This window comes from Pinibacter soli, assembly GCF_029961145.1.
In the GTDB taxonomy this organism is placed as follows: domain Bacteria; phylum Bacteroidota; class Bacteroidia; order Chitinophagales; family Chitinophagaceae; genus Pinibacter; species Pinibacter soli.
The window spans coordinates 373,267-389,435 of record NZ_JASBRG010000003.1; the positions used below are offsets into that span (position 1 = coordinate 373,267).

General features: G+C 42.7%; 10 protein-coding genes. 5 read left to right on the plus strand and 5 right to left on the minus strand.

Translation table 11 applies throughout. The annotated features are described in order from the left end of the window. Nucleotides 1-314 precede the first annotated feature (314 nt). Nucleotides 315-749: a hypothetical protein gene (locus tag QJ048_RS05930; RefSeq protein WP_282333414.1), complete on the plus strand. Its 435-nt coding sequence runs from the start codon at nt 315-317 to the stop codon at nt 747-749. A 95-nt stretch (nt 750-844) separates the two neighbouring features. On the opposite strand, the gene QJ048_RS05935 is transcribed toward QJ048_RS05930, so the two are convergent. The 3 genes from QJ048_RS05935 to QJ048_RS05945 all read right to left on the minus strand — a co-directional run bounded on the left by QJ048_RS05935 (nt 845) and on the right by QJ048_RS05945 (nt 5,947). Further along, nucleotides 845-1,486, minus strand: a complete 642-nt coding sequence (locus QJ048_RS05935) for a hypothetical protein (protein ID WP_282333415.1) — start codon at nt 1,484-1,486, stop codon at nt 845-847. A gap of 309 nt (nt 1,487-1,795) precedes the next feature. Next, nucleotides 1,796-4,702, minus strand: coding sequence for an aminomethyl-transferring glycine dehydrogenase (gene gcvP, locus QJ048_RS05940; RefSeq protein ID WP_282333416.1), 2,907 nt, complete (start codon nt 4,700-4,702; stop codon nt 1,796-1,798). Between the two features lie 405 nt (nt 4,703-5,107). Next, the gene (locus tag QJ048_RS05945) at nt 5,108-5,947 is read right to left on the minus strand and encodes a glutaminyl-peptide cyclotransferase (RefSeq protein WP_282333417.1); all 840 of its coding nucleotides are present in this window, start codon (nt 5,945-5,947) and stop codon (nt 5,108-5,110) included. Nucleotides 5,948-6,643: 696 nt separating this feature from the next. Here QJ048_RS05945 and QJ048_RS05950 point away from each other — a divergent pair. The 4 genes from QJ048_RS05950 to QJ048_RS05965 all read left to right on the plus strand — a co-directional run bounded on the left by QJ048_RS05950 (nt 6,644) and on the right by QJ048_RS05965 (nt 14,270). Beyond that, nucleotides 6,644-8,386 carry an alpha-L-arabinofuranosidase gene (locus QJ048_RS05950; RefSeq protein ID WP_282333418.1) on the plus strand — a complete coding sequence of 581 codons (1,743 nt, stop codon included), beginning with the start codon at nt 6,644-6,646 and terminating at the stop codon, nt 8,384-8,386. A 156-nt stretch (nt 8,387-8,542) separates the two neighbouring features. Beyond that, nucleotides 8,543-9,535 carry an L-glyceraldehyde 3-phosphate reductase gene (gene mgrA, locus QJ048_RS05955; RefSeq protein ID WP_282333419.1) on the plus strand — a complete coding sequence of 331 codons (993 nt, stop codon included), beginning with the start codon at nt 8,543-8,545 and terminating at the stop codon, nt 9,533-9,535. Between the two features lie 109 nt (nt 9,536-9,644). Further along, entirely contained in the window at nt 9,645-11,372 is a 1,728-nt protein-coding gene (locus QJ048_RS05960; RefSeq protein WP_282333420.1) for a glycoside hydrolase family 9 protein, read from the plus strand. 720 nt (nt 11,373-12,092) lie between these two features. Then, on the plus strand, nt 12,093-14,270 hold the full coding sequence (locus QJ048_RS05965; RefSeq protein WP_282333421.1) for a beta-glucosidase: 2,178 nt from the start codon (nt 12,093-12,095) through the stop codon (nt 14,268-14,270). A gap of 283 nt (nt 14,271-14,553) precedes the next feature. Here the strand turns inward: QJ048_RS05965 and QJ048_RS05970 are convergent, their stop codons facing one another. After that, nucleotides 14,554-15,456, minus strand: coding sequence for a helix-turn-helix domain-containing protein (locus QJ048_RS05970; protein WP_282333422.1), 903 nt, complete (start codon nt 15,454-15,456; stop codon nt 14,554-14,556). 113 nt (nt 15,457-15,569) lie between these two features. Continuing rightward, complete coding sequence (locus tag QJ048_RS05975) at nt 15,570-16,001, minus strand: SRPBCC family protein (protein ID WP_282333423.1); 432 nt, start codon at nt 15,999-16,001, stop codon at nt 15,570-15,572. Nucleotides 16,002-16,169: the final 168 nt, after the last annotated feature.

The window sequence follows — 16,169 nt, forward strand, 5'->3', positions numbered from 1 at the left end:
CGAAAGGCAATATGGTGTTATATCATAAAGAAATTCGTACACTGTACCCCGTACATCGTACACAGCTCACCGTGTGGTTCTGTAACCAAGTCTTTCGGTTTTTAAAAAATATTTTCGCAACTGCTTTGAATCGGTAAAATCTATAGTTATTTTTACTTACCTCTTTAAAATATATCGCTTGCTTTATCCTGTCTGTGCGGCGATCTGCATTTCTTCATTCTGAGTAATTCCACAAAAGTGTTACGAGACAAGACTTCCAATAATCCTTACGTATTCTGTAAAGACTGCCATTATCTAATTTAAAAAAGTAAAAAATGAAACTCCTTTTTGCTGTGCTAATGCTATGCGCATTGCTCACCACTAAACTATCTGCACAAATGTCCCCGGCAAAAGAACCTGATCCGGTAATCGTTACAAGATTTCAGATTACCCTTCCGGATGATGCGCGCCGGTCCGAGTTTGATTCGCTGATGGCAATGTATGTGGACAAGGGTATCAGACCAAATGCAATGATAAAGAACTATCGCATGTTGCGCCATTGGTGGGGAAGTAATAACATGGAAGTGGTAATGATCTATGAAGTGGACGGCTGGAACAGCATTAACAAAGCAATGGAAGAAGCTGATAAATTAATTGATGCTGCGATAACCGACAAAGCAGCAAGAGAAAAATACTGGACCCGTTTTGGTAAGTACCTGAATAAACACAGTGATGAGATAATGGCGGATATTGGAAAACCGAAGATGTAGGGGAATTGAAAATTGAAAATTTTTGGTTTTGGATTAATGAGGTGCGGTGTGCGAAATGATTTGCTATGCAAATGGATTTCGGCATCGCATTTTTGCTAATAAAGCATTTGTTCGAAATCTACTTTTTGCACGTTGCTTTCAATGTACGTATGTTGGGATTTTTCAAAGTTTTTGTCGTGATAAGTGAATGTATCTATTTTTATTGTTGGAGGCAAATCATATGACAAGCTAAAAACATAATCAGGCGGGAAGATGTAATAGTCATAGCTAAGTTGTATTGCTGTTGCTTCCTTAGGCAAGGAGGGGAACCAAGTTGCTTTAATTAGTTCATTGTATTCTTGAATCGTCAAATTATCTGCCTTATATCCTGACACCATCTTTGAGGATAGTCTTACTTTTTTTGCAGCGCTGTCTCTTACCTGTCCGTTGAGAAACCTGTTAGTTCTTATTTTAGAAAAGTAATGCACGTAAAAGTAGGACGATAGTAAAATAGTTACGATCGCCGCGATCTTTAAGCGTTTGGAAACCGGTTGAATATTTTTTCTCCGGAAGTAAACCACAAGAAGTCGAAGCAGGACACAAGCTAATAAGCTGAAGCCCGACAATTTCAGGAATTCAACCGGCCTGGCCCAGCCGGTGATAAGTTCTATATCGTCTGTCCACCACAGAAGGAGCAGGTTTAGGATCAGGAAGTTAATGAGAATGATTAGCAGGTATTTGAGGGATTTTTTAAGCATAGTTGATTTTGGTTGAGGATGGTTTCTTATAGATGAAATATTCTTCAATTTCCATAAGACAGTGCCTGAAGCTAGCTACAATCGTTGGCGCGGATATGCAGCATGGCTTGTGCGAATGCGTATCCGTGCCAACGATTTCGTGTGCGTGCAATAGCTGGTCTGGTGTGCCGACAGCGTGGTAATGCCGGCACAGACACGCCCTGCTGCGATAGCCGTGCTGCATGTCCGCGCCAACAGCGAGAAGGTGTAACACAAAAAAAATGGCAGCCTTTTCGGGCTGCCACTCTATAGTCGAAAGTTAATAAGCGATTATACTTGCTCTTCCATGTAGCTTTCGATTGGCTCGCAGGTACAGATCAGGTTTCTGTCGCCGAACGTGTTGTTTACACGGGCTACAGAAGGCCAGAATTTGTTTTCCTTCACATATGGAAGCGGGAACGCTGCCGCTTCGCGGCTGTATGGTTTTGACCACTCAGAGCTGATCACTGCAAATTGAGTATGCGGTGCATTTTTCAACGCATTTTCTTTTTTATCTGCAGTACCTTCTTCGATTGCTTTGATCTCTTCGCGGATGGCGATCAACGCATCGCAGAAGCGGTCAAGCTCAGCTTTGTCTTCACTTTCTGTTGGCTCGATCATGATCGTGCCCGGAACAGGGAAGCTCATGGTAGGCGCGTGGAAACCAAAGTCGATAAGGCGTTTCGCGATATCTTCTGCTTCTATTTCTGCAGATTTTTTGAATGGACGAAGGTCTACGATGAACTCGTGCGCACACTGACCGTTGTGGTTTGTGTAAAGAATGTCGTAGTGTTTTTCCAATCTTGCACGCATGTAGTTTGCGTTTAGGATAGCGAATTCTGTAGCTGCCTTCAGACCATTTGCGCCCAGCATGCGGATGTATGCATAGCTGATCAACAGGATAGAAGCAGAGCCAAATGGTGCTGCAGAAACAGCATGTTTTTCGGTGCCGTTCCATTCGCCCACTGTGTTCTGGGTATCTTCAACGTGACCAGGCAAGAATTTAGCAAGGTGTTTTTTCACGCAGATTGGTCCCATTCCAGGGCCACCACCACCGTGAGGAATTGCAAATGTTTTGTGCAGGTTCAGGTGGCAAACGTCAGCGCCGATAAGACCCGGAGCGGTTAAACCAACCTGTGCATTCATATTTGCACCATCCATATACACTTGTCCACCGTGTTGGTGAACGATATCAGTAATTTCTTTTACGGTCTCTTCATAAACACCGTAAGTGCTCGGGTAAGTGATCATGATACCGGAAAGGTTAGCTGCGTGTTGCTCCGCTTTCGCTTTCAGATCCGCTACATCAATGTATCCGTTTTCCAAAGCTTTTACTACAACCACTTTCATGCCCGCCATTACCGCACTTGCAGGGTTTGTACCGTGTGCAGAAATAGGGATCAGCATAACGTCACGGTGTCCTTCGCCGCGGCTTTCATGGTATTCGCGAATGGTTAGCAAACCAGCGTATTCACCTTGCGCACCACTGTTTGGTTGCAGGCTGCACGCATCGAATGCGGTGATTTCGCACAGATAAGCAGAAAGCTCATCCACGATTTGCTGGTAACCTTTTGTTTGATCTGCCGGCGCAAATGGGTGCATTTTTGCCCAATGGCTCCAGCTTAAAGGAATCATTTCGCTGGCAGCGTTCAATTTCATTGTACAGCTACCAAGGCTGATCATGCTGGTGTTCAAAGAAAGATCTTTGTTTTCAAGCATTTTTATATAACGCATCATTTGTGTTTCGCTGTGGTGAGCGTTGAACACAGGATGTGTAAGGAATTCAGAAGTTCTTGTAAGGGCACTTGGAATAGCGCTCAATACATCTTCGTGATTGATGCTAAAGGCCGCAACATCGTTGTCATTTTCTCTGTCAAGCACCAATAAGATGTCCAGCAAATCATTTGGCGTAGTTGTTTCATCCAAAGAAATACCAAAGTGGCTATTGTCGATGAAACGGAAATTGATTTGTCTTTCAGCTGCTTTTGCGATCAGGCTTTTTGCTTCTGAAGTTCTTACGGTAATGGTATCGAAGAAATATTCGCTAACCAGTTCGTAACCTTCTTCCTGCAGTTCGTTTGCCAATGTTTGAGTTAACAAAGCAACGCGTTGTGCGATGTTTTTCAAACCGTCTGGTCCATGATAAACTGCGTACATTGCTGCCATGTTAGCTAACAGCGCTTGTGCAGTACAAATGTTAGAAGTTGCTTTTTCACGTTTGATGTGTTGTTCGCGTGTTTGCAATGCCATACGCAAAGCTCTGTTGCCCTGTGCATCGATACTTACACCGATGATACGGCCTGGAATGCTGCGTTTGAACTCATCTTTAACTGCAAAGAAAGCAGCGTGAGGACCCCCAAAGCCAAGAGGAACGCCAAAGCGCTGCGCCACACCGCAAGCCGCATCAGCACCCAACTCACCCGGAGGTGTTAATAATGTAAGCGCTAAAAGATCCGTCGTCATCACCACATATGCGCCCACCTTGTGTGCATTGTCGACAAATAAACGGTAATCTTCTACAGAACCTTTGTCATTTGGATATTGAACAAGTGCTCCGAAATATGTTTCGTCAAACTGTGCTTGTTTGTAATCGCCAAAAACCACTTCAATGCCAACAGGAACAGCTCTTGTGATGATCACATCCTTTGTTTGCGGGAATGTATCGTTATCCACAAAGAATTTGGGACGGGAAATGTGATCGTGGTCCTTGTTCAGTGCGTTAAAGAACATGGTCATTGCTTCTGCTGCTGCAGTTGCTTCATCAAGCAAAGAGGCGTTGGCAATTGGAAGAGCAGTCAGGTCGCTTACCATTGTCTGGAAGTTCAAAAGACTTTCCAAACGACCCTGTGCGATTTCTGCCTGGTACGGAGTGTACTGTGTGTACCAACCTGGGTTTTCGAAGATATTTCTCAAAATAACCGAAGGGGTAATGTTGTCATAATAACCCTGACCTATATAATTTTTGAAAGTTTTGTTTTTAAGGGAAACCTCCTTAATGTGCTGCAAGTACTCATATTCACTCATCGCGTTAGGAAGGTTCAGTTCATGTTGCATGCGTATAGCTGCGGGAACAGTTTTTCCTACCAGGTCTTCAAGACTATTTTCGCCGATTGTACGTAGCATGTGAGTAGAATCTGCTTCTGTTGGCCCAATGTGCCTGCCTTTAAATTCACCGGATTGCGCTTCAAATAAATTCATAAATATTAGTGTGGTTGTACTATTTGAAAAGATGCGCAAAGTTAGGACGAAACCAATATAATTCAACGGGTTCTTGACAAACTAGCGATAACTGTGGATAAGCCCAAAGACGTTGTAAAAAGTTTAATAAAACATTAAAAACATTGGAAAAAGTCTGAGCGGGGGAGGCTGTTTTTAGATGCCGTTTAAGGCGGAATTAGGAGTTAGGAATTAGAAATTAGGAATTAACGGTACAGCTGGTTGGTCGGCGGCCCCGTAGAGACGCATTGAATGCGTCTGGGAACCCGGATTTCTTCCTGCCCAAAAAAATACGGATCAGGAAAAACTGCCTCCTAATCCGTATCTTCTATTTATTTTGAACAAAATCCGTGAAAATTAGTCTAATCAGCGTCGTCAGTGTGCTCACTACTCGAATTTTACCTCAAACAGCTTTGGCCACAATTTGCCGGTAATATAGGTTTTCTTGCTAGCGGAATCATACGCAATGCCATTCAAAACTGCATCGCCTTTTGTTTCAGCATCAAATCCTTCCGTGTACCTCTCGATGACACCAGTAAAATCAGCTTTGGCTGCTACCTGCCCGTTAGACGGGTTGATCTTGTAGATGTAATTGGTTTCCCATCTGTTAGCAAATATGAAACCGTTGATGTATTCCAGCTCGTTGATATCGGAAACGCCACCGTTATTATCCGTTACACTCACAATTTTTGCTGTATTGAAAGTATTTGCGTCAAGGAAGTACAGGTTGCTGGAGCCATCGGAAACGATCAGGTTAGTGCCGTCGTTCGTAATGCCCCAGCCTTCTGTTTTCAAAGGAAACTCACCCAGTTTTTTCAATGTTTTTGCATCGTAGATAAAGCCTTTGTGACCTTTCCATGTGAGTTGGTAAACTTTATCCTTCAAAATGGTAATGCCTTCGCCAAAGTAGATCGTGTCTAGCGGCACTTTTTGAATGTTTTTGCCGGTTTCTATGTCTACGGTTCCTACCCATGATTTGTAAATAGAATATTCGGGTGAGCCGCCGGTGCCTTCATACATTTTACCATTATACACTACCAATCCTTGCGTAAAGGAAAGTGTGTCGTGCGGGTAGTCTTTAACGATAGTATATTTCAAAGCCGGAGGTTCGGCAATGGTTGGTGTATTGCCAGCGTTGTCATTGGCCGGAGTATCGGAAGAACCGCCGTTGCAGGCCGTCAGATACATAGCCACCAACGCGGTTAAAGGCAAAAAAAATCTTTTCATGGTTATATAAGTTCGGGGCAAACGTAAGGGAAAATCATGAAATGTGGACGTTAAAAATAGAGGGCAAATAACTGAATAACTGAATAACTGAAGTTGAACGACCACTTGCATTCTTAATCTCAATTATTCAATGATTCAACCCTTCAGTTATTCAGTCTATTCAGTTATTGGTTTAAAACCAACGTATAAATATCAAAAAAGTATTATTCCCCAGTACATTAAGTAGTTACTTTTGAAATAGCCTTATTACCTGATGATTGCTTTGCTAATTGCCGGATATTGCTTCAATATCGCTTCGGTCAAATGTACCTGAGCCACATTTTTTTCTTTGGTACACGCCAATTAAGGCATTTTCAAAACAAACATCTGATAATAGAGTATCAATTTTTTTTAACAAAAATGCTGTTTGATGTCGAATGCTGCATTGATTTTGAAAACCTTTTTTTCAATAATCATAGTATTCTCAAACAAATAGTAATAATTTAAACTCGGTTTTATAAGTAGTAATTAAAAATGAGACGCCTGCGGACCGCTGTATTTCTATGCAGCGGTGTCAGCAGGCCTTTTTGTTGCCACTGAGGCACAGAAGAACAGAGAATCATTTTCGTTTTTGATAAAACATGATGCCTTTTATTTCTGCGTTTCTCTGTGTCTCTGTGGCTATACCCTCATTTTTTAAAATAAAGTAAGCTAGCCATGATGAAAACATTTCCCGGACGTTTCGCTTTGTGCGCCTCGATCTTATTCTTATCCTGTAAAAAAGACAGCAGCAGTGGTGGAAATCCGCCCCCAACGCCCCCCACAGACACTGTTGTTACAGAAGTGATCAATCCGCAGATTGACCCTTCTCTGGCCTCAACAATTGGTATTTTTATGAACGACTGGAAAGCGAAAACATTTACCGCGCCAACGTATAAAGACACGACTATTGTTACATCGAATCCATCGACAGTCACTGTTGATTTTGCAAATGTGATCACGAAAATTTCCCCTTCCATTTTTGGAAACAACGCCAATAGCTGGATGACAGGGATCGTGTCGCAACCGGCTTTAATGACGCATCTTTCTAACTTAAAAACAAACATTGTACGCTTTCCCGGAGGCAGCATCAGCGATATTTATTTCTGGAATGCGCCGATAAATAAGTTTCCGGCAGACGCACCCGCCACACTCGTAGATGCAAGCGGCAAGAGCGCTGCGTCTGGCTACTGGACAGGACAAAACCAGGATGACTGGACAATAAGCGTTGATAAATATTACCAGCTTTTACAGCAAACTGGTAGCCAGGGGATCATTACGGTGAACTACGGTTATGCGCGATATGGAACAAGCAACAATCCCGTTGCAGCAGCTGCGCACATGGCAGCAGATTGGGTTCGCTACGATAATGGCCGCACAAAATATTGGGAAATAGGTAACGAAAGCTACGGCGATTGGGAAGCGGGTTATCGTATTGATCAAACCACTAACAAAGATGGGCAACCATTGCTGAATACAGGTTATTTATATGGCCAGCATTTTAAAGTGTTTGCAGATTCCATGCGCAAAGCGGCGCAGGAAATAGGCAAGACCATTTACATTGGTGCGGTTGTGATGGAGGCTGCGCCTGCGTCGTACATGGGTGATACGCAGAAGAACTGGAACAGCGGTGTAATGGGTAATACAGGAACGGCTGCAGATTATTACATTGTACACAATTACTTTACGCCTTACAATACAAATTCCACAGCTAAGGCAATCATGGATAGTGCGTCTTCTGTGACAAGCAACATGATGAATTACATTACATCCAATATGACGTCAAATGGCGTTGCGACAAAGCCGGTTGCTTTGACAGAATGGAATATTTTTTCGCAAGGTTCGCAACAAGCGGTGTCAAATATTAACGGTCTTCATGCTTTGATTTTGCTAAACGAGGCGATTAAAAACAAATATGCAATGACCAGTCGCTGGGACCTCGCCAATGGTTGGAGCAATGGTGATGATCACGGGTTATTTAATATAGGAGACGAACCCGGGGCAAACAAATGGGATCCGCGTCCGTCGTTTTACTACATGTATTATTTTCAAAAACTCCTCGGCGACAGAATGATCAGCGCTGGAAATTCAAACAGCAACATATTAACGTATGCATCCTCTTTTACGTCGGGACAAATGAGTGTAACGATAGTGAATAAGTCAACCAGTGTGCAAGAAATTCAGATTACAACAAAGAACTTCAAGAAAGGCGATCGCTACTACTGGTACAGTCTTGAAGGCGGATCTGATAACGGAGAGTTTTCAAGAAAAGTATATGTGAACGGCAACGGATCTTCAGGTGTTTCCGGCGGCCCTGCAAACTATAATACATTGCAATCATATTCATCCACAACGGCCAACGGCATTAAAGTGAAAGTGCCGGCAAGAGGAGCGGTGGTAATGGTGGTGGAGGCGAAATAGGAATTAGAATTTAGGAATTAGGAGTTAGAAATTAGAGCGTCATTTTCGATTTACGATATACAAAAGTCTTTATGGGTTTATATTCCAACGAATTTCGTACACCGTACATCGTACTTCGTACACAAATTCCTATCTTCCATTCTCAAAAAAACACCAATGAGCTACGTTCCATCAGCATCGAGATATGATTCAATGAAGTATAACCGTTGTGGTAATAGCGGTTTGTTATTACCGGCTATTTCACTTGGCCTGTGGCACAATTTCGGAAGCGTGGATGTGTTTGATAATGGCAGAAATATTGTGCACCGTGCATTTGACAGAGGCATTACACATTTTGACCTGGCAAATAACTACGGACCAGAACCGGGTTCAGCGGAAGAGAATTTTGGCAAAATCCTGAAAAAAGATTTCCCTGGCTATCTGCGTGATGAATTGATCATTTCTTCAAAAGCAGGTTACCTCATGTGGCCCGGCCCTTATGGCAACTGGGGCTCAAGAAAATATTTGATATCAAGTCTTGATCAAAGTTTGCAACGAATGGGACTTGAATATGTTGATATATTTTACTCTCACCGTCCCGATCCTGAAACGCCCATTGAGGAAACAATGATGGCGCTTGATTCGGTTGTAAGACAAGGAAAAGCATTGTATGTTGGTTTGTCAAATTACAATGCAGAACAGGCAGACAAAGCTATTCAGATTTTGAAAAGTTTGGGAACACCTTGCCTGATACATCAGCCGAAATACTCAATGTTTGAAAGATGGGTAGAGGGCGGTTTGCTCGATGTGCTGGAAAAACATGGTGTGGGTTGTATTCCTTTCTCGCCGCTTGCACAAGGTATGCTCACAGACAAATACCTGAAAGGCATTCCCGAAGGATCACGTGCAGCAAAAGAGCATGGCTTCTTACAGGAAAAAGATATTACACCGGAACGCTTGCAGAAAATACAAAAGCTGAATGAACTTGCTAAAACAAGAAATCAATCGCTCGCGCAAATGGCACTTTCGTGGCTGCTAAAAGATAAACGCATTACAACGGTGCTGATCGGTGCAAGTTCTGTTGCGCAGCTGGATAACAATATCGATTCACTGAATAATATCGACTATAGTGAAAGCGAGTTGAAAGCGATTGAGGATATTTTGACATAAAGAAGAAAGCAGATTTTCATGATTGTAATGATTGTCATGATTTTTTGTTCAGATCATAAAAAATCATGATAATCATGAAAATCAGCGTTCTGGTTTTAAATACTTCACCATGAAACATGCGCTCATAGTTTTCTTTTTAATGATGTCAGTCATTGCAAAGTCGCAGGTGCGGATGAATCAACTTGGTTTCTATCCCAATGCACCAAAGGTGGCCATTGTTGTAACAAAAGATTCTGCAGACGCAGGTTTTACTATTGTTTCTGCAAGCAACAACAAGGTAGTGTACAACGGTAAATTGTCCGCCTTGCAACATTCTTCCAACTCATCTTTGCAAACACGAACTGCGGACTTCAGCAAATTTAAAACACCGGGAAAATATTTTGTCGCGGTAAAAGGCGTCGAGAATTCATATCCGTTTACTATTTCGAAAAATGTGAATTATGTTGCCGCGGTTGCATCATTAAAAGGCTACTATTATCAGCGTGTTTCCATGCCGCTTTATGAAAAGTATGCAGGTAAATGGGCGAGACCTGCAGGCCATCCGGATACGGCAGTGTTGATACATGCTTCGGCAGCCACAACAGAACGACCCGAAGGAACCGTGATCTCTTGCCCGGGTGGCTGGTATGATGCGGGAGATTACAACAAATACATTGTAAACTCGGGTATCACAATGGGGACGCTGCTTTCAGCCTATGAGGATTTTTCAGGTTACTTTGATACTTTGAAGACAAACATTCCGGAAGAAGGCAACGGTGTTCCGGATATTTTGAACGAAGTCATTTACAACCTGCGCTGGATGCTTACCATGCAGGATCCCAACGATGGCGGTGTTTATAATAAGTGTACCAACGCAGCTTTTGATGGAATGGTAATGCCGGGTGTTACGAAGCTACCGCGATATGTGCTGCAGAAAGGAACGGCGGCCACACTGGATTTTGCAGCGGTGACCGCACAGGCTGCCAGGATATTTAAAAAATTTTCAGCACAGTTACCGGGTCTTGCAGATAGCTGCGAGAAAGCCGCCCTTGCTGCATGGCAGTGGGCGCTAAAAAACCCGAATGTTCGCTACGATCAAAATGCCATCAACAAACAATTTTCTCCTAAAATAACCACCGGCGGTTACGGGGATGGCCGATTTGTTGATGAGGGGTGCTGGGCCGCGGCGGAATTGTTTGCCACCACAAAAGACGGACAATACCTTTATGAGTTGAGGAAATATATCAATGACCCGATGACGCTTCCCAATTGGGGAAATGTTTCCGGACTTGGTATTTATACATTGTTGAGAAATAGCAAGGCGTTGGATCTTAGTTCTTCGGAAACCGAAATGCTGAAGAGAAAAGTCTTGAGCTTCGCAAATGCCTATGTAGAGGCTATCCCATCAAATGCTTTTAAAACTGTGATGGGAAAAAGTAAAGCCGATTTTAACTGGGGTAGTAATTCAAACGCGGCCAACCAGGGAATAGCGTTGATCAATGCATATCTATTAAGTAAGGATAAGAAGTACCTCGATGCGGCGCTGACCAATCTTGATTATATACTCGGCAGAAATGCGACCGGTTATTGTTTCCTGACGGGTGTTGGAACGAAGTCGACAATGAATCCGCATCATCGCCCATCGGTGGCGGATGGGATTGTGGAACCTGTACCGGGTTTGCTGGCCGGTGGCCCAAATCCGGGCAGGCAAGACGGATGCAAATATGAATTCCTGGAACCCGAAACCTGCTACCTGGATGAAAGCTGTTCATACGCGAGTAACGAGATCGCGATCAACTGGAATGCTCCGATGGTGTACCTCTCCAATGCGATAGAGGCGCTGCAGGACAAGCTGTGAGAGGTTGCACACAGATGACACGGATTAGACTGATTAACACGGATTTTCGTTTCACGGGGCGAACGCAACGGAGCGGCGACGCGGAGGGTTGTTTTATCTACATGGGTTATTTAATCTGTTTAATCATAGCAAGAGTTCGAAATTACTACGGGTGTTCGAGACCTGACAGGTTTCAAAAAACTGTCAGGTCTGGCACCCCGAAAGTGCTTTTATATTGCCACTCTTTATTCTACTGCTGAGGTTCCGATTTTACTTCGTATCGGAACCCCGATGAGGAATCGAATCGGGACGACGCAACGAGTTCAACCAACGAACAAATGCCCGTCTCCAAAAAATATTTACACCTACTTGCGAATCGGTTTTCATAAGCTTGCCAGCCCTATTAATTCTTAATTATTAATTATTAATTCGCCTCTCGGCGTACTAAAGTAGTAGGAGAAAATATCCTTTCAACGTCCCAAATCCTGTTCTTTGCAGGCGAAATACAGGCTGCTACTGTGCGGAGTTAACAAATAGTCACCTAACGATTAACAAGTGGCTACCATTTTCTTGAGGTTGGGAGAGTAGATTGCACCCAATAATTGCTCTATTATAATTGATTGCCGATATGAAAGAAAAACGAGCTAAAATAATATTTACCTTATAACGAATCTTCCAGCGTATGGCGCAGGAAGATTTTTTTATGGATAACCCTGATCAGCAAACATGAAATATCTCAATATGACAAAGAGAAGAATTACACTGGCAGTGCTTTCGGTTTTGGCAATGAGCGCTCCTGCGGTTGCACAAACGTCGGCACCGGCTACTACGGTTGCTCAAAACGATGAGGCGAAAATCGAGGCCCTCATCAAACAAATGACGCTGGAAGAAAAAGTGACCATGATCCACGCAAGCTCCTCATTTACATCTGGCGGAGTAAAGCGCCTGGGTATTCCGGAACTTATGACCTCTGATGGTCCGCATGGTGTACGCCCCGAACATGGTCGTGACTGGACACTTGACAAAGACGTAAATGATTCCTGCACTTATTTGCCGACAGGCGTGGCGCTTGCATCAACATGGAACCCCAAGCTGGGTTATGCTTTCGGTAGTGTGTTGGGAAGTGAGGCGAATGCAAGAGGCAAAGATGTAATTCTTGGCCCTGGAATCAATATCATGAGAACGCCGTTGAACGGCCGCAATTTTGAATATCAAAGTGAGGATCCGTACCTGATTTCACAAATGGTGGTGGGTTATATTAAAGGTGTGCAGGACCAGGGTGTTTCGGCTTGTGTGAAACATTTTATTGCCAACAACCAGGAAACAAACCGCAACACTGTTGACATCAACATGAGCGAAAGAGCGCTGCGTGAAATTTATCTGCCGGGCTTTAAAGCGGCGGTTACCGTTGGTAAAGTGAATACGCTAATGGGATCGTACAATCTTTTCCGCGGACAATACTGTACGGAGAATGATTACCTCATCAACAAAATATTGAAAGGCGAGTGGAAATTTGACGGGCTTGTAATGAGCGATTGGGGCGCGGTACACGTAGCATCAGAAGCATTGCTAAACGGTTGTGACCTTGAAATGGGAACTGATCTGAAAATGTTGCCGAATCCTGATTATAATAAATTCTACATGGCGGATTCTGCACTGCTGCTAGTAAAAAACGGCAAAGTTCCTGAGTCTATAATTGATGAAAAAGTGCGTCGCATCCTGCGCATCATGTATCGCACACATATGTTTGATCAACGCCAACCGGGATCATATGCAACAAAAGAACACGCTGCTACTGCATTGAAAATCGCTGAGGAAAGTATCGTGTTGCTCAAAAACGAAAAGAACTTGTTGCCACTTTCTGCATCTGTAAAAAATGTTGCAGTGATCGGCATGAACGCAAACCGCAAGAATTCAATGGGTGGTGGTAGCTCACAAGTCAAGGCTTTGTATGAGATCACACCGCTTGCAGGTTTGAGAACATTGATGGGAGATAAAGTGAACTTCACATATAGCCAGGGATATAAAATTGAAAGAAAAGCTGATGCTGATGATCAGCTGATCGCAGAAGCAGTTGCTGCAGCTAAGAAAAGCGATGTTGCAATTGTATTTGGCGGATGGACGCACGGTTACAGCGATTATTCAAAATGGAGCGACAATGCTTTTGATGCGGAAGGTTTTGATAAGAAAGACATGAAAATGCCTTTTGGCCAGGACAAGTTGATACAGGAAGTTTTGAAAGCAAATCCAAATACAATCGTGGTGTTGATTGGTGGTGGTCCAATTGATATGACGAAATGGATCGGTCAAACAAAAGCTGTTGTACAGGCATGGTACGGTGGCATGGAAGGTGGTACCGCTATTGCAGAAATGTTGTACGGAAAAATTAACCCGTCCGGAAAACTGCCTGTTACTTTCCCGAAAGTATTAGAAGATGTGCCTGCTCATAAACTGGGTGATTATGGCAACAATCTTCATGAAGAATACAAAGATGGTATTTATGTTGGATACCGCTACTACGATACCTACAAAGTGCAGCCACAATTTGCATTTGGTCATGGTTTGTCGTACACAACTTTTAGCTATAGCAATTTGACTGTGACAAAAAACAGCGATAACACTGTGTCTGTAAATGTGACGGTGAAAAATACCGGAAGCAAAGAGGGTGGTGATGTTGCGCAAGTGTATGTTCACCAGGACAAATGTTCTGTTGACAGACCAGAGAAGGAGTTGAAAGGTTTTGAAAAAGTTTTCCTGAAAGCAGGAGAATCAAAAGTGGTGAAACTTACATTGAATAAAGATGCGTTCCAATACTTTGATGAAAAGAAAAACGACTGGACATTAGAGCCGGGCAAGTTTACCATTTTGGTTGGTAACGCATCTGATAATATTAAAGTGAAAGGATCTGCGGTGTTGTAGAATGGTGTGGGCTAGGCTTTATTAAGAAGATCTGCAATCGTATCTTATTAAACTTGGTGAGTTGACCAATCGTTTAAGTTAGCTGCCGGCGAATTAATTTTTGTCGGCAGTTTTTTTAACCACAGAGGAAAGGAGATTAATACAAGGCCCTTTTCTCTTTTTTCGGTTGAATAGTCTCTTATCCCGAAGACACTACTCCTTTACTCTGTGAAAAAAAACTCCTTTCCTCTGTGGTTAAAAACTTTTAGTGTGGCTTGAGAGTTTGCAAAATTCAAACATTTCCCTACGCCCTGAAATTAACCGGAGACAATGTTGTTTGTTTGCGGAAGAAGTTAGAAAAATGCGCCACTTCCTCAAAGCCAAGGCTGTAGGCTATTTCAGAGATGTTCCAGTCTGTTTGCTTCAAAAGGATCTTTGCTTCCTGCACCAATCTGCTGCTGATGATGTCGGTTGTTGTTTTGCCAATATTTTCTTTCAACACTTTGTTCAAATGGTTTACGTGCACACCCAGGCGGTCGGCATAATCTTTTGCTGTGCGCAGTGCCAACTTCTGTTGTGGTGATTCTATCGGGAATTGTCTTTCCAATAATTCGATGAACAATGATGAAACTCGTTCCGATGCAGTGTGCGTAGGATATAATGCTGTAGCGGGTTGCAGCTTTTGTCCGTAGTGAATCAATTCCAGCACATAGTTTCGCAGCAGATCATACTTGTAAGCATAATCCGATGACAACTCTTGGTACATCTTTTTAAAAATGGCGGTGATATCTTCTGCTTCCTCATCTGAAACCTGGAAAATAGGATAACCACCCGGTTGGAAAATGGGCAAGCTATCGAGCACAACGCCGCTTTTGTTTTTGATTAAAAATTCGGGTGTGAAAATGCAAAAATAGCCTCCCTGATTTTCATCAAGGGGAACATAGTTATAAGGAATTCTCGGTGTGGCAAATAGCAACGCGTTTCTTTCAATCTCGATTACTTTGTCTGCATATTCAGCCTTGTTGCGACCGCGTATCATGCTGATTTTATAATAAGCACGGCGGTTGTAAGGCATGGTTTTCGGCTTCTTTTTCAGCTGCGCATTTAGCTCATCTATTTTGAAGACATTGAAGTGACCGATCTCTTTATTAATGTCCTCTGGAATAAGCGCTTTGGTGTCTTTGTAAAACTCTTCGAGGGAAATCATGTGCTGTGCAATTAATAATTAATAATTAAAAATTAATAGGTGCCACACCTTAGTTTTTAACTGCTAGTACGTCCAACAAAAGTAATAACTGGTACCTTATTAATTATTAATTATTAATTGTTTTCAAGATACTTCGGTAGCGCTTCGCTCGTAAAATATGTCCAGCCGCCCACAAAGCTTTCTCTTGTAAAGTCTTTAAGATTAGTAGGAAAGGTTTCCAGGCCTACGTGTGTAAGTTTTAATCTGGTTTTGTCGCCTTCGCCAAATAATTCAAAACTGACTAATGAATCGCCACCCTGATCTCTGTAGGTCCATGAATAAGCGATCTTCTTGTTTGTGATGGCTTCCGTTACTTTACAAAGGTGTACGTATTCTGTACCATCGCTGCCTTTTCCTGAAAATTGAAATTCAAAACCAACTTCGGGTTTAAAATCCGATACATCGAAATACCATTTACGCATTTCATTTTTGTCGGTTAATGCTTTCCATATTTTTTCAACACTGGCATCGTATGTTTTTTCTATAATGATGGGCGATGGTTGCATTGTTTCTTGTTTAGATACCTAAGGTAATTAATAATTAATAATTAAGAATTAATAGGTGCCACACCCGAACGTGTTTGAAGAAGGCAATATGCTCAAAAAAGGTAGTGAATGTTGCTCTATTAATTGTTAATTATTAATTATTAATAACAGCCTATCCGTCTGTTTGCA

Bases quoted from the DNA above. Each gene is read 5' to 3' on its own strand.
- QJ048_RS05960 (WP_282333420.1), top strand. From the start codon at position 9,645: ATGAAACATGCGCTCATAGTTTTCTTTTTAATGATGTCAGTCATTGCA.
- QJ048_RS05945 (WP_282333417.1), bottom strand. From the start codon at position 5,947: ATGAAAAGATTTTTTTTGCCTTTAACCGCGTTGGTGGCTATGTATCTG.
- QJ048_RS05965 (WP_282333421.1), top strand. From the start codon at position 12,093: ATGACAAAGAGAAGAATTACACTGGCAGTGCTTTCGGTTTTGGCAATG.
- QJ048_RS05970 (WP_282333422.1), bottom strand. From the start codon at position 15,456: ATGATTTCCCTCGAAGAGTTTTACAAAGACACCAAAGCGCTTATTCCA.
- QJ048_RS05935 (WP_282333415.1), bottom strand. From the start codon at position 1,486: ATGCTTAAAAAATCCCTCAAATACCTGCTAATCATTCTCATTAACTTC.
- gcvP (WP_282333416.1), bottom strand. From the start codon at position 4,702: ATGAATTTATTTGAAGCGCAATCCGGTGAATTTAAAGGCAGGCACATT.
- QJ048_RS05975 (WP_282333423.1), bottom strand. From the start codon at position 16,001: ATGCAACCATCGCCCATCATTATAGAAAAAACATACGATGCCAGTGTT.
- mgrA (WP_282333419.1), top strand. From the start codon at position 8,543: ATGAGCTACGTTCCATCAGCATCGAGATATGATTCAATGAAGTATAAC.
- QJ048_RS05930 (WP_282333414.1), top strand. From the start codon at position 315: ATGAAACTCCTTTTTGCTGTGCTAATGCTATGCGCATTGCTCACCACT.
- QJ048_RS05950 (WP_282333418.1), top strand. From the start codon at position 6,644: ATGATGAAAACATTTCCCGGACGTTTCGCTTTGTGCGCCTCGATCTTA.